This is a genomic window from Bacillus sp. MYb56, assembly GCF_002976445.1.
GTDB lineage: Bacteria > Bacillota > Bacilli > Bacillales > Bacillaceae_G > Bacillus_A > Bacillus_A mycoides.
The window spans coordinates 93167-113278 of the sequence record NZ_PCOH01000004.1 but is presented as its reverse complement, the minus strand read 5'-3'; the positions used below and the strand labels follow the sequence as shown (position 1 = coordinate 113278).

18 protein-coding genes, 1 pseudogene and 1 riboswitch are annotated in these 20112 nt (G+C 34.6%); of the genes and pseudogenes, 16 read left to right on the top strand and 3 right to left on the bottom strand.

The features are described 5' to 3' along the window. Window positions 1-26: 26 nt before the first annotated feature. Genes CQ058_RS07400 through CQ058_RS07390 form a run of 3 tightly spaced genes read left to right on the top strand, consistent with a single transcriptional unit; the run spans window position 27 to window position 2879 of the window. Window positions 27-764: a (Fe-S)-binding protein gene (locus CQ058_RS07400; RefSeq protein WP_002166203.1), complete on the top strand. Its 738-nt coding sequence runs from the start codon at window positions 27-29 to the stop codon at window positions 762-764. A 2-nt stretch (window positions 765-766) separates the two neighbouring features. After that, window positions 767-2197 (top strand): LutB/LldF family L-lactate oxidation iron-sulfur protein, encoded by a 1431-nt coding sequence (locus CQ058_RS07395; protein ID WP_002087163.1) that lies wholly within the window; start codon window positions 767-769, stop codon window positions 2195-2197. After that, window positions 2178-2879 (top strand): LutC/YkgG family protein, encoded by a 702-nt coding sequence (locus CQ058_RS07390; RefSeq protein WP_002188636.1) that lies wholly within the window; start codon window positions 2178-2180, stop codon window positions 2877-2879. The genes CQ058_RS07395 and CQ058_RS07390 overlap by 20 nt, the downstream gene beginning before the upstream one ends. Before the next feature lie 132 nt (window positions 2880-3011). On the opposite strand, the gene CQ058_RS07385 is transcribed toward CQ058_RS07390, so the two are convergent. The 3 genes from CQ058_RS07385 to CQ058_RS07375 all read right to left on the bottom strand — a co-directional run bounded on the left by CQ058_RS07385 (window position 3012) and on the right by CQ058_RS07375 (window position 4204). Beyond that, window positions 3012-3332 (bottom strand): hypothetical protein, encoded by a 321-nt coding sequence (locus CQ058_RS07385; RefSeq protein WP_002188637.1) that lies wholly within the window; start codon window positions 3330-3332, stop codon window positions 3012-3014. 114 nt (window positions 3333-3446) lie between these two features. After that, complete coding sequence (locus tag CQ058_RS07380; RefSeq protein ID WP_002188638.1) at window positions 3447-3764, bottom strand: hypothetical protein; 318 nt, start codon at window positions 3762-3764, stop codon at window positions 3447-3449. Between the two features lie 110 nt (window positions 3765-3874). Continuing rightward, window positions 3875-4204: a DUF1433 domain-containing protein gene (locus tag CQ058_RS07375; protein WP_002188639.1), complete on the bottom strand. Its 330-nt coding sequence runs from the start codon at window positions 4202-4204 to the stop codon at window positions 3875-3877. Window positions 4205-4266: 62 nt separating this feature from the next. Between CQ058_RS07375 and CQ058_RS07370 the strand changes: the two are divergent. From CQ058_RS07370 to CQ058_RS07310, 13 genes and pseudogenes are all read left to right on the top strand, one after another. Then, window positions 4267-5515 (top strand): annotated as a pseudogene (locus CQ058_RS07370) (lipase family protein). A gap of 14 nt (window positions 5516-5529) precedes the next feature. After that, window positions 5530-5826, top strand: coding sequence for a hypothetical protein (locus CQ058_RS07365; RefSeq protein ID WP_002030222.1), 297 nt, complete (start codon window positions 5530-5532; stop codon window positions 5824-5826). Window positions 5827-6032: 206 nt separating this feature from the next. Next, window positions 6033-6617 carry a TetR/AcrR family transcriptional regulator gene (locus tag CQ058_RS07360; protein WP_002188641.1) on the top strand — a complete coding sequence of 195 codons (585 nt, stop codon included), beginning with the start codon at window positions 6033-6035 and terminating at the stop codon, window positions 6615-6617. A gap of 2 nt (window positions 6618-6619) precedes the next feature. Further along, entirely contained in the window at window positions 6620-6790 is a 171-nt protein-coding gene (locus CQ058_RS31750) for a hypothetical protein (protein WP_002188645.1), read from the top strand. A gap of 83 nt (window positions 6791-6873) precedes the next feature. Next, window positions 6874-7350, top strand: coding sequence for a PH domain-containing protein (locus CQ058_RS07350; protein WP_002188646.1), 477 nt, complete (start codon window positions 6874-6876; stop codon window positions 7348-7350). Further along, entirely contained in the window at window positions 7343-8782 is a 1440-nt protein-coding gene (locus tag CQ058_RS07345; RefSeq protein WP_002188647.1) for a PH domain-containing protein, read from the top strand. Before CQ058_RS07350 ends, CQ058_RS07345 begins: the two co-directional genes overlap by 8 nt. A 203-nt stretch (window positions 8783-8985) precedes the next feature. Next, entirely contained in the window at window positions 8986-9639 is a 654-nt protein-coding gene (locus tag CQ058_RS07340) for a DUF975 family protein (RefSeq protein WP_002188648.1), read from the top strand. A gap of 222 nt (window positions 9640-9861) precedes the next feature. Next, entirely contained in the window at window positions 9862-10299 is a 438-nt protein-coding gene (locus tag CQ058_RS07335; RefSeq protein WP_002188650.1) for a hypothetical protein, read from the top strand. After that, entirely contained in the window at window positions 10296-10562 is a 267-nt protein-coding gene (locus tag CQ058_RS07330; protein WP_002188651.1) for a CPCC family cysteine-rich protein, read from the top strand. Before CQ058_RS07335 ends, CQ058_RS07330 begins: the two co-directional genes overlap by 4 nt. A 417-nt stretch (window positions 10563-10979) precedes the next feature. Further along, a complete protein-coding gene (locus CQ058_RS07325) occupies window positions 10980-11516 on the top strand; it encodes a TetR/AcrR family transcriptional regulator (protein WP_002188656.1) in 537 nt (178 codons plus the stop codon). Window positions 11517-11684: 168 nt separating this feature from the next. Continuing rightward, window positions 11685-11777: riboswitch (cyclic di-GMP riboswitch) on the top strand. 58 nt (window positions 11778-11835) lie between these two features. Continuing rightward, complete coding sequence (locus CQ058_RS07320) at window positions 11836-17283, top strand: SpaA isopeptide-forming pilin-related protein (RefSeq protein WP_002188657.1); 5448 nt, start codon at window positions 11836-11838, stop codon at window positions 17281-17283. An 800-nt stretch (window positions 17284-18083) separates the two neighbouring features. Beyond that, complete coding sequence (locus tag CQ058_RS07315) at window positions 18084-19103, top strand: cell envelope integrity TolA family protein (protein ID WP_002188658.1); 1020 nt, start codon at window positions 18084-18086, stop codon at window positions 19101-19103. Window positions 19104-19351: 248 nt separating this feature from the next. Further along, window positions 19352-20026, top strand: coding sequence for a hypothetical protein (locus CQ058_RS07310; RefSeq protein WP_142396330.1), 675 nt, complete (start codon window positions 19352-19354; stop codon window positions 20024-20026). Window positions 20027-20112: the final 86 nt, after the last annotated feature.

Below are 20112 nucleotides of genomic sequence, written 5' to 3'. Positions count from 1 at the left end.
CTTTACTGTATTTAGGGGTGCAAAATATGAAAGTATCAATATTTATTACTTGTGTTGCAGATGTTTTTTATCCAGAAGTAGGGAAAGATGTTGTGGAAATTCTTGAAGATTTAGGGTGTGAAGTTGATTTTCCAAAAACTCAAACTTGCTGCGGACAACCTGCTTATAATAGCGGGTATGTGAAAGAAACAAAAACAGCTGCAAAACATATGATTGAAGCCTTTGCTAGTTCAGAATATGTTGTGGCACCATCGGGGTCTTGCGCTATGATGGTTCACGAGTTTTCTAGCTTATTTTCTGAAAGTGAAGCGGATTGGAAGAAAAAAGCTACTGAACTTGGAAATAAAACATATGAATTCACACAATTTCTAGTTGAAGTGTTAGGGAAAGAAGATTTAGGTGCGGAGCTTCATAAAAAAGCAACGGTTCATACATCTTGTCATATGAGCCGATTAATGGGGATTAAGGAACCACCGCAAAAACTATTAAAGTGTGTAAAGGGACTGGAAGTTGTTTCATTGCCGCATAATTATGATTGTTGCGGATTTGGAGGGACATTCTCGGTGAAAATGCCAGAAATCTCTGAGCAAATGGTTGAAGAAAAAGTAAAGCATATTATGGAAACCGGTGCGGAATTGTTAATCGGGATGGATTGTAGCTGCTTAATGAATATAAAAGGACGTTTAACACGTAATGGTTATCCAATTGATGTAAAACATATTGCTCAAGTATTAAATGAAGATCGAAAACAAGGGGGGATATAGAGATGGGAATGAAAATTGGGAACGATCCCTTTCATAAGCGTACTGCAACAGGTATTGGGGATCAATTTATGCGACAGGCTGTCAGGAAAGCGCAAGATGGTCTGAGAGTCAAGAAATTAAAAGCTACTGAGAGTCTTGGGAACTGGGAAGAATGGCGAGCTTTAGGAGAAGAAATTCGAAAGCATACATTAGAAAACCTTGATTATTATTTATATGAGCTGAGTGAAAATATTGAGAAAAACGGTGGTTTCGTTTATTTCGCAAAGACTGCAGAAGACGCAAGGGAATATGTAAAAGAGATTGTAAAAAAGAAAAACGCGAAAAAAATTGTGAAATCAAAATCGATGGTAACGGAAGAGATTAGTTTAAATGAAGCGATTGAAGAAGCTGGAGCGGAAGTGTTAGAAACAGATCTTGCTGAATTTATTCTACAAGTGAACGACCACGATCCTCCATCACATATTGTTGTTCCGTGTCTTCACAAAGATAAAGAGCACATTTGTGAAATATTTAAAACAAAGTTAAATTACACTGGAACATCTGATCCTACGGAAATGGCGAGGTTTGTAAGATCGTATTTACGTGATGATTTTTTTGCAGCGGATATAGGGGTGACTGGATGTAACTTTGCTGTTGCAGAGTCGGGATCAATTTCTATCGTAGCAAACGAAGGAAATGCAAGACTTACTACGACACTTCCAAAAACGTTGATTACAGTTATGGGGATGGAGCGTATTGTTCCGACATGGGAAGAGCTTGATGTTTTAGTAACACTTCTATGCCGAAGTTCTGTAGGACAAAAGTTAACAAGTTATATTACAGGGTTAACTGAGCCTGGCGGGGAAGATGGACCTGAGGAATTTCATTTAGTTATTGTTGATAATGGTCGTTCCGATATTGTAGGAACAGAATTCCAAAGTGTTCTTCAGTGCATTCGTTGCGCGGCATGTATTAATGTGTGTCCTGTATACAGGCATATTGGTGGACATGCATATGGCTCTATTTATCCAGGACCAATTGGAGCTGTGTTGACACCGCTTTTAGGGGGATATGATGAATATAAGGATTTACCTTACGCATCTAGCCTTTGTGGTGCTTGTACAGAAGCGTGTCCAGTGAAAATCCCGTTACATGACTTATTAATTAAACATCGCAGCCGCATTGTAGAAGAAAAACGATCACCTGTAGCTTGGAACGTGGCTATGAAAGGTTTTGAAAAAGCGGTGAAGAGTCCTAGACTATTTTCTTTTGCAGCGAAGAGCGCTCCGTATGCATTAAAACCTCTTGCAAAAGGGGATAAGATCGAGCGTGGAATTGGGCCGTTAAAAGCTTGGACGGATGCGAGAGATTTTCCAGTTCCGAAAAAACAACCGTTTCGAGAGTGGTTTGAAAAACACGAAAAGGAGAACGATGATGGCCATCCAAAATCGTGAGGAATTTTTACTCCAGTTATCAGAAAAGCTTGGTAGGAAACGTCCAGAAGCAGTGAAAAAACCGAACTGGTCTTTTTCCCCGCAGTGGACTGTTTTTGACGGACTGGCGCAAGACGAACTTGTATTAAAGTTAATAGAGCACTGCGAAGTGATTCATACAGAAGTAAAGCGAACAACAAAGGAAAATCTTGTTGAAACATTGGGGTCTTTTATAAAAGAATGGAATATCAAATCTGTTATATGTTCGAATGATGAGCGCTTTAATGAGTATGGTCTTACGCCATGTTTCAGCAATAAAGGTACAACACATTTTCGTACATGGGGATTAGAACATAAAGAAGAGGACATAAAATTTGCGAAAGCTGCTGACCTTGGTATTACGTTCAGCGATATGACCCTGGCAGAATCGGGAACCGTTGTGCTTTTTAATGACGGGTTAAAAGGAAGGCATGTTAGTTTGCTTCCAGAGTCATATATTGCAATCGTTCCTAAAAGTACGATCGTACCAAGGTTAACCCAAGCTACAAAACTGATTCATGATCAAAGTAAAGCGGGAGAAAACCTGCCAGCTTGTGTGAACTTCGTTTCTGGTCCGTCAAATAGCGCAGATATTGAAATGAACCTTGTCGTAGGTGTACACGGGCCAATTAGAACAGCGTATATTATTGTGGATGATCAATAATGATTTACGTGTGCGACAGAGCGCCCGCGCATACGAGTTGGAAATATAAATGAAACATTATAAGAGTACTGAAAATAGAAAGCGCTGGCTGTTAAATATAACCGGGGCTTTTTATTTTGCGTGCCCAGGTTATTAGTTTTTAAGTTCTAAATTTTTTGAATGAGACATAGAGCTTATACGATATTCTCCGCCACCATATTCTACATCCACAGAGAAAGTTTTACTTTTGTCATCTTTAACATGTCCATTTATAAAAACTGTTTGAAAATCATTGGGAGCAAATTTATGACTTGTAAGGGTTACTTCTAAATTCTCTTTTTCTTTGAAATATTCAATTGTTACTTTTTCTGCTTTATTAACTATTTGTTGTTCATCATTTTTTTTATCTATAGTACATCCTCCTAAAAGTATAAGTGTAAAAATAAAGAATAATCTTATACCAAATTTTTTCACGTAGAATCACTCCATTAATATTGCGTTATATTTCTTTTTCCTAAATTTTATACCCACTGAACATTGTGGTGGGGTATAAAGAAAAGGCACTTTAAAAGAGTGCCTTTTCCTTTATTATTTTAAATGTAAATTTTCACTTGTAGAGATTGAACCTATTGTATATTCATCTCCACCGTATTCTATTGTAATATTAAATGTTTTGCTTTCATCATTTTTTATATAGCCGGAGATAAAGATACCTTGTAAATCACTTGGACCAAATCTATAATCAGTGATTACTACATCTAAGTCTTGTTTTTCTTTGAAGTATTGGATTGTTCTTTCTTGTGCCTTTTCAACTATTTGTTGTTCAGTATTTTTTTGATCTATCGTACATCCTCCTAAAAGGATAAGTGTGAAAGTAAAGAATAATCTTATAGCATATTTTTTCACGAATAATCACTCCATGAATGTTGCGTTATATTCCTCTTCAATAAATTTTATATTCACTGAACATTGTGTGGTGAAGTATAAAGAAAAGGCACTCTAAAGTGCCTGGATTATTAGTTTTTAAGCTCTAAATTTTTGGTGGTTGAAATAGCGCCGATATGATAATTATTTGCGTATTCAACTGAAGCAGTAAATTCTTTAGTTTTATCATTAGTCACATAGCCTGATATAGAGATAGTTTGAAAGTCTTTTGGTCCAAATTCATGATCAGTAATTGATACATCTAAGCCCTCTGTTTTTTTGAAATATTGAATGGTTTCTTCTTTGGCCTTTTCAATTATTTGTTGTTCGTCTTGTTCTTGTTTCACAGTACACCCTCCTAATATAGTAAGAATAAGAATTAAAACTAAATAAAAACTAATTTTTTTGTTTTTATTTGCCATAATTACCTTCCAAAAAATGTTATCTTAATTATTATAATACTTTTTTTATAGGAGGAGAAAAGATGACTGGAAATAATCAAGTTTTAGATAGTACATATTATCAATTATCTAATATGGCATATTATAATGATAAGAAACTTAAAGATAGAGTTTATATTAAAGATAGTAGCAATAATGTAATGCAAGAGTGGGGCGTAAATGAAACATTCCACGACAAACAAACCGGAATGGACGCAGTAGTCTTTGAACGAGATGTCGATGGGAAAAAGCAAGTTATGGTAGCTTTCCGAGGTACAGAAGGGGACAAAATTATAGAGAAAAACTCTTTAGGCATTCCGATGAAGCCAGGGGAAGGCATGAAGGATTTAAAAACGGATACTAATCATTTTGTATTACGAGAAGGTGTTCATGAACCAGCAGCACCTCCTGTAGCAGGGACTGAGAATGAAGGTTCAAAGAAATATTGGAATGAAGAGAATCAGCGCTGGGAAACACACAATCAATTCGAACAAGCTGAAAGGGTCATGAAACAAGTAACGGATACATACAAAGACAGGGATGATGTGGAGATATATACGACGGGTCATTCGTTAGGGGGGAGCTTTAGCGGAATATGCAGCGGCATCTAATGACAATGTAAGATGTATGTCATGGAATGCGCCGAGTGCAAAACATTTGTTACCGTCTGATTTACAAGAAAGAGCAAATGATGGTGAGTTTAATAATAGAATTGTAAGTGTTGTTCACGGAAATGATTCGATTGGTTATGGGCCGTTTGGCTCATATGAAAGTCATATAGGATCTACTTATGCGGTAACACCACCAATTTCGAAAGAAGCAATGTCAAAGTTACCATTACAGCAAAAGCTCGGGATGGATGTTGTTCGATTTTTGAATTCGATAAGTGGCCCTGGTTATCATTATCAAACAGATCGGAACTTCCGTTTTGGAGAGAATGGATCTTTATCAAATGAATACTTGTTAAATGTAGACACGAATGAAAGAGTTTATGATTCACCGGGCGCGTTATTAGGCGGGGGAGAGATTCGTGTGGTTGTAGAGAATTTGGAAAAGGCCGTAAGAGATATGAAGCGAAACGCGCAAGAATTTCAAGATAGAGTACCGAGGTTAATTTCTAATATGATGACATTATTAGAAACGGCTGAAAGTAGACGGGTAGAAGCTAAAGTAAATAATATACGTGGACATGTAGAGCATTTAAGTTTTTGGTACATACGAACAGCAACGGAAATTTCAGATTTTATTGAGAAGAAAGCCGATGATTATAAGAAGACGGATCAACAATATTAAGGGAGAAGATTAGGATGCCGAGAATTTACTTAAATGAAGAAGCATTGAGCCAAGCTTTACAACAATTTGACCATATGATTCAAGACTTAAACCATAATAAAAGAGTTGTAAGTACTGTACATGATTTACTCTTATCAAGCTGGTCTCAACTTGGAGTAGGGAAAAAAGCCATTAGCGATTTAGAATCTTTTAAAAAAGATATTGAAAGAAGAATGGAAGAATTAGAGTCTGATAAACGAGAGTTAAAGGGTGCGATTGATTTACTAAAAGCGCTGGACCAAAGTTATGATTACATGGGTCCTAAATATTAGATTACAAGAAGCACTCATAAAGGTGCTTTTTGTGGTTTAAATGGATTAAAGATTACTGTAGTAATTATTGAGGAATATGGCTCGGATCCATAATGTTGATCAAGAAAGTACCATATAGTAGTTTTAATAAAGAAAACTTGCAAATCATTCATTTTCATTTTACAATTTACTTACCGACCGGTAAGTAAAAATAAGTGAGGTACAGTATGACAAAGAATTTACAAACATCGAAGAACATTGTAGAGGCATCATTTAAACTAATGGCAGAGCACGGTATTGAGAAGATGAGTCTTTCAATGATTGCAAAAGAAGTTGGCATATCAAAGCCAGCTATTTATTATCATTTTCCGTCTAAAGAAGCGCTAGTTGATTTTTTATTTGAAGAGATTTTTTCTGAATATCAATTCGAGGGTTACTTCGTTAAAGAACAATATACGAAAGAAAATTTTGAAGAAAAATTAATTGCAGATGGTTTACATATGTTGTCGGAGTATAGAGGTCAAGAAGGTATATTACGCATTATAAATGAATTCATCGTAACTGCGACGCGAAATGAAAAGTATCAGAAACGCTTATTTGAAATACAAGAAGAGTTTTTAAATGGATTCCACGATTTATTAAAGAAAGGTGTGGAACTTGGTGTTGTGTCACAACATGCAACTGAAGAAAACGCGCATACGTTAGCGCTCGTTATTGATAATATGAGTAATTACATATTAATAGGATTCGATTTAAAGTATAAAGAAATTTGGATTCGAAATGTGAAAAACGTAATGACGGAGGGGGAATAAAAATGAAAATGCAGAAAAACTGGTGGCTCGGTTTTCTGGGGTTAATTGGAATTTATAAAATCCCAGGTATGATTGAAGCTTTTCAAGCGGATAAAGGTTGGTTCGCGTTAATTAGTTTAGTTTGGCTGCTTTGGTTCGGGTATTTTATTCCTGAGAAAAAAGAGGATAAATAATAAATTTTCAATTTTATGTAAAGTTATGTAAAATATAGATTGAGACAATTCATATATTAGATTAATAGATTTGGAGTGGTTACATGGATCCATTGAAAAATGAAATTCATCCTGACATGGTCAAGGTGTGGAAAGTTCGTGCTGTAATTGAAGATGGGATCGGTATTCTCGTCATTTTAGCTTACCTGTTCCTTATGATAAAGTTTGATTGGTGGGCGTGGATTTTGTATGTGATGGTTGGGTTAACAGTTGCGCTAGCACCATTTTCGTACTTTGTATTCCCGAAACTACGTCAGCGTTATTATAGCTATCAATTAAATGAAGAAGAGCTTGAAATTCAGCACGGTCTTTTCGTAGTAAAGCGCGTATTAGTACCGATGATTCGTGTACAGCACGTGACAATTGAACAAGGGCCAATTATGAGAAAACATGGATTAGCAGAATTACATATTGCAACGGCAGCAACTTCTCACAGCATTCCAGGCTTAACGATGTATGAAGCAGAAATGTTAAAAACGAGAATCGCAGAATTAGCGAAAGTGAGTGATGAGGATGTATAAGAGGCAGCATCCCATTACGATGTTATTAGAATTAAAAATAACAGACTTTATACCATTACTTATTTTCATGTTTAGTTTAAATGGAAAGTTTCCATTTTGGTATTTAATTCCCGCTGGATTCGGTTTACTCACCGTTTTTTCAGCGTTTGAGAAATGGTATTACACAACATACTGGGTTGAAAATAACGTATTACATGTGAAACAAGGGCTCTTTGTGAAGAAGGAGAGTTACTTAAATAAAGAACGTGTCCAAACGATTAATACGAGTTCTAACGTGTTATATCAAATGCTCGGTTTAAAGAAAATTCAAATCGAAACAGCTGGCGGAGGCGATGATGCAGAAGTTAGCTTAGCTGGTATTACGGAAGACGAGGCGAAGGAGCTTATTTCCTTACTAAATGAGCCAACTCCAGAAGTGAAAGCAGAAGAAACATCAGAAGAAGTAGTAGAAAAAGAAGTTATGACAGAGGAAAAGCAAGCGACAGAGTACAAATTAACTTTGAAAGAAATTTTATTAGCATCCGTTACATCTGGTCAGTTTGGACTATTATTCTCATTAATCTTTTTCGTGTATCACCAAGTAGATGAGTACATTCCGAAATGGATAAAAAATAGCGTAGAGTCGTATGTAATGGATCATGATATATACGGCTGGATTTACATGGTAGCTATTTTACTCGTCCTTTCGTGGATTATATCTACAATTGGTTACGCGTTAAAACATGGTAATTTCACAGTAAATCGAAAAAACGATGAAGTGCGTATTTCTCAAGGATTACTTGAAAGGAAAGAACTAGTACTAAAGTTACACCGCATTCAAGGGATTACGATAAAAGAAGGTATTTTCCGTCAGATGTTCGGTTATTGTGCTGTGCAAGTCGAAGTCATTCAAAGTAAGGGATTGGGAGAAGAGAAAGACAAAGTTACGCTGCATCCGATTATTCGAAAAGATCGTGTGCAAGAGTTACTCGCTCATTTACAATTGCCATATGAACTGAATACAAATATTACTGCATTACCAAAAGCAGCCTTGCGCCGTTATTTAATTGATAGTTTCATTTTCTTCGCAATGCTAGCAGTCCCGCTTACTGGGATAAGCATATACTTTGAAAAGTATTTCATCATGTGGGCGTTGTTACCGCTAGCTATCCTCATCTTTACACTTGGATACGCAACATTTAAAACAAATGGTTACGGTGTAAATGGAGAACAAATTACGATTATACATCGTAGTATTGGGAAACATACAGGACTTGTAAGAAGAAGACACGTCCAATCAATTGAAAAAACACAATCATATTTCCAGCGCCGAGCGGATTTATGTACGTATACATTTTCTAGTGCATCATCGAATTATAAACTAGAGCATACGAGAGTAGAAGATGCGGAGAGAATGCAGGATTGGTATAAGAAGAGAATAAGTGAGAATTAATTTGAAAAGGCTTGCCTAGTATGAAAGGCAGGCTTTTTTGTTATGGAGAAATGAGTAGTTTGATTCATATATGGGTGCAAATACAGCTCGCATTTCTCAATACGTATCAGAAAAAAAGGTAGTACCTTTCTATTTCAGGGAAATTCGTGAAATTTTTGATATAAATGGTATACTAATATAGAAATAATATTAGGAGGTTATATATGATAAGTCAGTTGAAAAGAGAAGCACTTGATGCATTAAAAGGAAAATGGGGATTAGCGGTAGGGGCAACCTTATTACTTGGAATCCTTATTGTAGCTGTTGAACTTCTAATTACAGGTGTTTTCTCGACGTTTTGGGGTTGGGAAGAAGCAAGTGATTCGCTTACAGTAAGTATTATTGCAATGCTTGTTATCGGTCCGTTAACAATAGGCGCCTACTATCTTGTTTTAAATGTAATCCGTGAGACTAGTGCTCGCATTGGTGATTTATTTAGATGGTTTAGCGATGGAAGTAAGCTTATGAAGTCGTTTTTAACATATTTACTAATGTATGTATACTTGATGCTATGGACATTACTTCTTATTATTCCGGGTATTATTAAATCATTTTCTTATTCTATGACGTATTTTATTTTGAATGATCGTCCAGAATACACAGCGAATCAAGCAATTACCGAAAGTCGCCATATGATGAATGGACATAAAATGGATTACTTTTTACTATGCTTAAGTTTCCTTGGCTGGTTCATTTTAAGTATTCTTACTTTAGGAATCGGTTTCTTATGGTCTGCACCTTATTTCTACGCGACATCGGCAGCATTTTATGAAGAGATTTCAAAAGAATATTATAAAAAAGAAGGTACTACCTTCTAATAAACCACCTAAACCACTTGTCCCTAAAGAATATAGGGAACAGACGGTTTAGGTGTTTTGATATGTGTTCTGTTTTTGGGGTTCACTTCAGGATAAGGTATAGGTTTTTATATAGAAATTATTCCCTCTATGTTTTATCATAGAGGGTTATTTTTTTATGTAAAAATGATAGGAAATAGTGAATAATATATATATAGAAGGAAAAAAGTGAGGTGAATGAGATTGAGCAAATTTTTAATTCCGTATTCATTTTCTATATTAAGTTTCTTTATTTCAGCAACGGCACTTGATTTATATGATAGGATGGGAAAAAATGATGAGATGACTTCGCCGAACATAATTGGAAAGATAATTCAATCTACTGCGCAAATGGGAGTCCTTACATTGTATTTTGGAGTACCTATCATTTTAGGTGGCTGTCTTCTTGGTGAGCTATTGTTTAGAGGTATCATTTTACGATTTAAACTAAGCTATATTATATCTTTATTATTATATTTACTTTTAGCTTGTAGTATTGTTTCAGTAACGGTTGGGATTCCAACTACATATGAAGATTCTAATATTTTTTTCATGGGAATAACTATGATTTGCGCTGTGACATTCTTTGTGGGCCGGAATATATGGGAGAAAAAACAAGTTAATAATGGAGTGACAGAATGAAATATACTTGTCCATGCTGCGGGTATAGAACAATAGAAGAAGAACCACCAGGTACATATGAAATCTGTAACATATGTTATTGGGAAGATGATCCTGTTCAGTTTAACGATCATGACTTTGAAGGCGGAGCAAATGAGCCCTCGTTAAGACAAGCGCAGAGAAATTTCATTGCGTTTGGTGCTTGCGAGGAATGTTTCGTTGGATCAGTTAGAAAGCCGACTAGTGAAGATGTGAAGGATGCTAGTTGGAGAGAAATTTGTTAAGTGGTTTATAGGTAGAAAATGTTATTACTTATAGAAAGAGAAGTAATAACATTTTTTATTTAGTGATTAAAGAATTGGCACCGTCTTATAAAATAAAACAATAAAGCTGATAGGGTGGTAGGAAGACCAGCGTCGAAAAATGCTTGAAAACTAAAGGATAGGAAATCGACTCGTTAAAATTGTATTTCACATTTATGGTAATATTAGGAATTTTTATAAATGTATAGATGTATAGTCTACGGAGTGTATTTAATGTTATCATATTGGATGATATGGAAATTTTTAATAGAAGAAGCAACTAACAATTCAAATGTAATGAAGCCTATATTGAATACAAAATATCTAGTAGTATTCAACAATATTAAAAATAAAATACGTATTTAGATAGAATTAGTAGAAATGAGGGTTTAAAAAGGAATGAACACGAGCATAACACGGCAAAAAATTTTAGCCGCCGCTTCTCAAATTGTTCAATTTAAAGGAGTAGCTAAGTTAACTTTAGAAGCAGTAGCAAAAGAGGCAGGTGTAAGTAAAGGTGGGTTATTGTATCACTTTTCAAATAAAGAAGCTTTAATAGAAGGCATGATACTTAAAGGGACAGAGGAGTATCATGGTGCTATTCATAATAAGGTAACGGAAGGCACAGAGAAGAAAGGAAGGTGGGTTCGTTCTTTTGTAGAGGAAAGATTAAGTAATGAGAAAAGAACAGAAGAGTTGTGTAGTAGTATGATGGCAGCATTAATGCTAAAACCTGAATTACTTGAGCCATTACAACAAGCATTTCAGCAATTGCAAACTAAAATAGAAAATGATGGAATGGATTCTGTTTGTGCCACAATTATTAGATTAGCAGCTGATGGATTATGGTATTCGGAATATTTAGGGATCGGAAGACTAAGCCCTGAATTAAGAGAAAAAGTGATTCAAGCCCTTATTAACGCTTCCTATAAATAGAATATATAAACTATAGAATAAAAAAATTCCCCATTGGTGTATTTAATCCGGCGGGGAATTATTTTTTTATTAGAATAATAGAACAATTGTATAGGTGTTGAATTATAACCGTCCAGACGGTATAGTAATATTTGGTACAAGTGGAAAATGAAACAAAAAAAGAATAAAACATATTTTTAGCACACTATTCGAAAGGATAGGCCGCAAAGCTTAGAGTCTACGGTAATATATATTGGTTACTAAGATCGTCTGGTTGCACTTTTTGATGCAATCGGACGATCTTTTTTATTATATAAATATAATATTCAAGGAGGAGAATATGCAAGCGAAAAGTACTAAAAGGCACATTTCAATGATTTCATTAGTTTTTCTAGTATCATTTTCAGTGCTGAATGTGTGGGCTCCAGTTATTCAAGCTGCTGTGATGAAAAGTCCAGTGGATGATATTAGCATATCCCGTACTGATGGCACGATATCTGAACCATATCAGGCTTCAGATGGTATGAAAGTGGAAGTGAAGTGGTCAGCTAAAGAACAGATAAAAAGTGGAGATCAATTCACAATTGATATGCCAAAAGAATTTCGAAAAGATCTTATGAATATGAGTTTTCCTTTAAAAGATGCTGAAGGAAAAACAGTTGGTACATGTGAGATGAAAAAGGGTCTATTGACGTGTACTATGGGTGATTATGTAGAAGGAAAGAATAACATTAAAGGTTCTTTATTCGTAGAATTCTATTTTGCTCTAGAAGCATATGATGGTGTTCAAAAAATCCCATTAGAATTTAACGTTGATGGTCAAATCGTAAATAAAGAAGTAAGTGTAAATAATACGACAGAGAGACCGAAGCCACAGCCAAATACAGATAATCTATTGAAATGGGGTTCTTATAATCAGGAAGATCCTTCAATTGCAGACTGGACGGTATATGTAAATGCAACTGGAACAGAAATGCAAGATCTTAAATTAACAGACACATTAGGACCTGGGCATGAGTTAATTACAGACAGCGTAGTATTAGAAGAGGCTGTATTTGAAGATGGCTATGCAGCAACAAATATTAAGCCAGCAGATTTATCTAAAATTAAAATCAATACAACGAAGACTGGATTTACAATTGAATTTCCAGACAGCTCAAAAGGTTATATTTTAAGATATAAAACAAAAATTACAAATCCTGCTGCAAAGCCTCATAAAAATACAGTGAAATTAGAAGGCCAAAATATTGAAACTGAAGAAAAAGTAGGACAAGTATTTGTAAGTGGTGGGGGAGGAACCGGTTCAGGTGACAATAATCCACCTAGCATTGAAAAAAATATAGTTGATGAGAATGGTAAGCTTGTAGAGAATCAGCAGTTAACACAAATGGATCAAACTATTCAATATCAAGTTGGTACGCATATACCACAAGATCCGCCTAATTATACATCAATGGTAATTAGTGATGATTTAGAAGATGTATTAGACGTTATAGATGCGAAAGTACTTGATCAAAGTGGTCAAGATATTACGTCTAAAGGAAAGCTAACGATAGATAAACAAACAAGTAAAGTAACAATTACGTTCGGTGAGAGCTTTGACTATAAGTCATATGAAGACCAGATAATTAACTTGAATATTAAGGCGAAAATTAAAGCTGATGCAGACTTATCTTCTTACGTAGATAAGAAGATTCCTAATAAAGCAGAATTACATTATGATGATAAGAAATTAACATCGAATGAAGTAACGGTTACGCCGCCGGAACCTCCAAAAGAAGGTACAGTAGCTATTCATAAAATAGATGCTGAGGATCCGAATAAAGAGTTAACAGGTGCCGAATTTGAAGTTCGAAATAGTGAGGATAAGGTTGTTGCAGTACTGAAAACAGGCGAAAAAGGTTTTTCAGCCCCTCAAACTTTAGCACCTGGAACGTATAAAATTTATGAAAAAGTAGCACCTGAAGGATATCAAAAATTAACAAGTCCGGTAGAGGTTACACTTCAAGCTGGAGAAACAAAAACAATTGAAATTAAAAATACCATGCAAAAGGGTCAAATTGAATTAAAGAAAATTGATTCGGAAAATGGTGGTAAAGCGTTAGCAAATGCAGAGTTTGATGTAGTAAAAGACGGTGTAGTAGTTGAACATATTATTACAGATAAAGACGGTAAGGCAATTTCTAAACCGTTAGCACCAGGAAAATATATTTTAAAAGAAACGAAAGCGCCCGAAGGATACCAATTAAAAGAAAAAGAGTTCGAAGTAAATGTAACAGGGGACGGCATATTCCCAATAACAGTAGAAAATGCAATGGTAGACAAAGGTAATGTAGAAATTACAAAAGTGGACAAAGAAAGCGGCGCAGTATTAGCGGGTGTCGAATTTGAAGTCCAAGATGAGAAAGATAAAGTGGTAAGAAAAGTAGTAACAGATAAAGATGGAAAAGCAAACGTTTCAGATCTATCAGTAGGAAAGTACAAATTAGTAGAGACGAAAAGCTTACCAGGTTACAAGAAACTAACAGAATCAGTATCATTTGAAATTAAAAAAGGTATGACAGAAGTTTTATCATTGAAAGTAGAAAATGAGCAGTTAGACAAAGGCTCATTAGAAATTACAAAAGTAGATAAAGACAGCCAAAAAGTATTAGAAGGCGTAGTCTTCGAAGTGCAAGATGAAAAAGGAAAAGTGGTAAAAAAAGTAACGACAGATAAAGATGGAAAAGCGAATGTCTCAGACTTATCAGTAGGAAAATACAAATTAGTAGAGACGGAAAGCTTACCAGGTTACAAAAAATTAACAGAGCCAGTATCATTCGAAATTAAAAAAGGTATGACAGAAGTCTTATCACTGAAAGTAGAAAATGAGCAGTTAGATAAAGGCTCAGTAGAAATTATAAAAGTAGATAAAGACAGCCAAAAAGCATTAGAAGGTGTAGTCTTCGAAGTGCAAGATGAAGCTGGAAAAGTAATAAAGAAATTAACAACAGATAAAAGTGGAAAAGCAAAAATTGCAGACCTATCAGTAGGAAAGTACAAACTAGTAGAAGTAGAAAGTTTACCAGGCTATAAGAAACTAACAGAGCCAGTATCATTTGAAATCAAAAAAGGCATGATCGAGGTACTATCATTAAAAATAGAAAATGAAATGGTAGATACGGGAAATGTAGAGATAACAAAGATAGATAAAGATAATAAGGCACCGTTAGCGGGAGTAGCGTTTGTTGTCCAAGATGAAAAGGGCAATGAGGTGAAAAAAGTAACGACAGATAAAGATGGAAAAGCAAATGTTTCAGATTTACCTGTAGGAAAGTATGAATTAGTAGAGGTAGAAAGTTTACCTGGTTATAAAAAGTTGGAAAAGCCAGTGTCATTTGAAATTAAAAAAGGTATGACGAAGTCTTTAACATTTACTGTAGAAAATGAAATGGTAGATACAGGGAATGTAGAAATCACAAAGATAGACAAAGATAGTAAAGCACCATTAGAAGGTGTTGTGTTTGAAGTACGTGATTCAAAAGGGAAAGTAGTTACTAAAGTAACAACGGATAAAGATGGAAAAGCCAATGCTTCAGATTTATCTATTGGAAAGTATGAGTTGGTGGAGGTAGAAACACCAGCCGGATACAAACCACTAGAAAAACCAATTTCATTCGAAATTGAAAAAGGTAGAGTTACAGCATTACAATTAACTGTCGAAAATGAATTAGTGGATACAGGAAATGTAGAAATTACAAAAGTAGACAAAGAAAATAAAGATGCTTTAGCTGATGCCGTATTTGAGATTCAAGACGAAGCAGGACAAGTAGTCGCTAAAATAACGACAGATAAAAAAGGGCACGCACAGGTTACTAATTTATCAGTTGGAACATACAAGTTGGTAGAAGTAAAAGCACCAAAAGGATATAAGCAATTAGTAGATCCTATTACTTTCCAAATTGAAAAAGGTATGACAAAATCTCTTGCTTTAACAGTAGAAAACGAAATGTTAGAAAAGGGTAATGTAGAAATTACAAAAGTAGATAAAGAAGGCCAAAAAGCATTAGCGGGCGTAGTCTTTGAAGTACAAGATGAAGCAGGCAAAGTAGTAACAGAAGTAACGACAGATAAAGATGGAAAAGCAAACGTCTCAGACCTATCTGTAGGCAAGTACAAATTAGTAGAAAAAGCAGGTTTACCGGGATACAAAAAACTAACAGAGCCAGTATCGTTCGAAATTAAAAAAGGTATGACGAAAGTTTTATCATTGAAAGTAGAGAACGAACTGTTAGATAAAGGTTCAGTAGAAATTACAAAAGTGGATAAAGAAAGTGGCGCAGTATTAGCGGGCGTAACCTTCGAAGTGCAAGATGAAAAAGATAAAGTAGTAACAAAAGTAACAACAGATAAAGATGGAAAAGCAACAATTTCAGATTTATCAGTAGGGAAATATAAGCTAGTAGAGGTAGAAAGCTTACCAGGATACAAAAAACTAACGAAACCAGTATCGTTCGAAATTAAAAAAGGTATGACAGAAGTCCTATCATTGAAAGTAGAGAACGAAAAGTTAGATAAAGGTTCAGTAGAAATTACAAAAGTAGATAAAGACAGTCAAAAAGTATTAGAAGGCGTAGTCTTCGAAGTACAAAATGAGCAAGGAAAAGTAGTAACAGAAGTAACGACAGATAAAGAAGGAAAAGCAAAAATCTCAGACTTATCTGTAGGCAAGTACAAATTAGTAGAAAAAGCAGGCTTACCAGGATACAAAAAATTAACAGAACCAGTATCATTCGAAATTACAAAAGGTATGACGACAGTCCTATCACTGAAAGTAGAAAATGAGCAGTTAGATAAAGGCTCAGTAGAAATTACAAAAGTAGATAAAGACAGCCAAAAAGTATTAGCAGGCGTAGTCTTTAAAGTTCAAGATGAGCAAGGAAAAGTAGTAACAGAAGTAACGACAGATAAAGAAGGAAAAGCGACAATTTCAGATTTATCTGTAGGAAAGTACAAATTAGTAGAAAAAGCAGGCTTACCAGGTTACAAGAAGTTAACAGAACCAGTATCATTTGAAATCAAAAAAGGTATGACGGAAGTCTTATCATTGAAAGTAGAGAATGAGCAGTTAGACAAAGGTTCAGTGGAAATTACAAAAATGGCTGCTGAAAGCAAGAATATATTATCAGGAGCTGTGTTTGAAGTTCATGATGAAAAAGGTAAAGTAGTAGCGAGAGTAACAACAGATAAAGAAGGAAAAGCAAAAGTCTCAGATCTATCTGTAGGTAACTACACACTTGTAGAAGTAGAAGCACCAAAAGGATATGAAAAATTAACTAATCCAATTCCATTTGAAATCACAAAAGGAATGATAAATTCAGTTCAATTAGAAGTATTAAACGAATTGAGTCATTTAGCACCACCAGGTCCAGAAAAACCAGATCCAGAGAAACCGGAAAAACCAAATCCAGAAAAACCGGAAAAACCAGATCCAGAAAAACCGGAAAAACCAGATCCAGAGAAGCCTGGAACAACAGATCCAGAAAAACCGGAAACAACAGATCCAGAGAAGCCTGGAACAACAGATCCAGAGAAACCTGGAACAACGAATCCAGAGAAGCCTGGAACAACGAACCCAGAGAAGCCTGGAACAATGAACCCAGAGAAGCCTGGAACAACGAATCCAGAGAAACCTGAAAAAGAATTACCGAAGACAGGGCAGAAAATGCCTGTGGAACCATATATGGGAGCACTTCTTGTAATGATGAGTTTTGGATTACTCGTATTAGGTAGAAAACAGCAAAGATAATAAAAGTGAAAAGGTATCCTCAAAGTATTTGAGGATACCTTTTTTATCTTTATTTGGCATAAAAAAAGCATCTAGCAAAAGAATTAGCTGCAAATAAAAAACACAAGGGAAGATAAATGTCTTCCCGCTTCACGAATGTGCTTATTTCAAAAAAAGTATAAAAACTAGCTTTATTATATATATTTGATGTGTAAAGGTATGGAAGGAAAAGGTTATACGTTTTCGTAGTGTTTTGTTGAAAAAAGAGCAATCTATGTAATTAATTTTAATGATTTAGGAAATAAGTCCCGTTCTTAAAGCGTTTGAAGAGCGATAGTCCAATAGTAGGTGGGAGATGAAATTAGGGTTGGAATCTTAGTGGATCTTAAAATGTAGAGGGGAAAATAATGTAAAAAAAACTATTGTATGTTTAAAACCTTTATGTTACATTTGTGTTACAAGAGAGTTACAAATCGTGACTTTTGTTACGTTTTGTTTTCTGTTGCTTTTCGGTATGTTACAGATCATAGTTTGTATTCCAATTAGCTGAGAATGTTTAAAGCTGAAGAAATAGCAAACTATAAACGAAAAATGATTTTTCTATGTGTATAAGAGTGTGTGTAGTAAAGATTCTGAGTAAGGGCTTTATTAAAATTCCTTTCTGTCTTAAAAGAAGAAGAAAACCAACTACCAACTATTTAGGAGTTTTAAGTAATGATAGTAAATGAAATGTACAGTACATATTTACTTTCAGTCTAATTACTACACAGACTTTTATACATATGATGTTATTGTTTTAGGTATATATAGGGGGAGAGAAAATGAGAAAGTTATTAACGGTAATTGGACTTACGTTTTTAATGCTAGCTGGATGTAGTAATGGGGATTTTGACAAAGCAATGGATGAAGGGAAGACCGCGTTAACGAATAAAGAATATAAAAATGCTTTATCATCATTTGAACGAGCATTAGATGAGAAAAAAGATGATTCAGATGCAACAGTGCTTGTAGAACAAACGAAAGTAATGATTGAAGCAGTGAAGTTAAAAGAAGAAAAAAAGGTAGAAGAATCAATCAAGTCATTTGGAAAAGTAGAGAACATGAAGAATGGAAATAATACGCTTATAAAACAAGCCAAGGAAGAACGAACAGCATTAGTAGCGATCTTAGAACAAAAAAAGAAGTATGAAGAGCAACTGACAAAAAGCGAAGAGTTAATAAGTAAGAAAAATTATGCAGATGCGAAAGAGATGTTAAATAAGGTACTTTCAGAAACAAAAGATAACAAGAACCTTGAAGAATATAATAAAAAGGCTTTAGGATTAATCACTAAAATTGGTGAAGAGGAAAAAACTGCAAAGAGTGTAACGACAGCAGCGAAGGCACAAAAAAATGATGCAGTAACGAGTCAAAAGGTAGCGACAGAAAAGAACCAAAAAGCAGAGACAGAAAAAAATCAAAAGGCAGTAACAGAAAAGAACCAAAAAACAGAGACAGAAAAAAATCAAAAGGCAGTAACAGAAAAGAACCAAAAAACAGAGATAGAAAAGAATCAGAAGGTAGTAACAGAAAAGAACCAAAAAGTAGAGACAGAAAAGAATCAAAAGGTAGAGACAGGAAAGAATCAAGATGCATTTACTTTTGAGAAAGCTAAAGAATATATCAAAAAAGAATATAAAGAAGAATATAATTACACGCTAGAGGATACGCAAGTAGAAAATGGAAAGAAATATTATCAAATTAGAGTGCGTACGACATATAAAATAGAAGGTGCAGCTGGAGCAGGATTTACTGGAGTATTCAAGGTGTTCGAAGATGGTACAATTGTTGAAATGCACTAAATTGATGAAAAAGGTATCCTCAAAGTATTTGAGGGTACCTTTTTAGCATAAAAAAAAGCATCTAGCAAAAGTACTAGATGCAAATAAAAACACAAGGGAAGATAAATGTCTTCCCGTTTCCCGTAAGTAATTATATCAAAAAAATTATAAAAAACTAGCTTTATTTTTAATATAATGAATGTGTGAGGCTATGATGTTGTAGAATTACATTGTTTTCATAGTGTTTTTATTAAAAGGAGTGAATTATAGTGCTCAAAGTAAAATTTTATGATTGGAAAAAACAACGTCCTAAAAAACATTATTTGCGTGTGCATGAAATTAGGATTTTTGAGTTAATTTTCTCAAAGAAAATTAACGAGTTTGAAATGGGATTAGGAGAGATTGAGCAAGTTACTGTCTATTGTTTAGCTAATGAAAATACTGATATTTCATATAAAGTGAATAGAGCTTTAGGTGAAATTTGTGTATATGTTCCTTACGATTTTATGGAATTTTTAACACGTGATTCAGTTGAAGAGAAATACAATGAGTTTTGTAAATTAGTACATCAATATGTTATCCCCGGACTTGAAGAAAACTCTACTCTCTCACCATCTATTGTTAGAGAGTATGTCGAGGAGTCTTTGGGAGAAATTGTGAAACAAAACTATGAAGGGATATTTTTAGTAGGGAAGACACCTAAAAAAAGCCCAAGCCGTAAGAAGATAGCGATATTAAAAGGAATTCATCGTGTTAAAGGTTTCCAACTACGATGTGAGGTGTACGATGAAAAGGGTTTAAAGATTCGCGATCAATTATTGGTGGAAGAGGTAGGTAACGAAATGGTGTATTCAAGATTTTTAGGCACATTAAAATGGGAAAGTGAAAATTTAATTGTGGTCAAATCAAAATCTAGTAGTCGGAAAGAAGAAATTTATATTTAATAATAAAGCTATTATAGAAGAAATGATTTGTAGAAAGAAGAGATGCTATTGCTTCTTCTTTCTTTATGTGTATTCGATTAATGAAG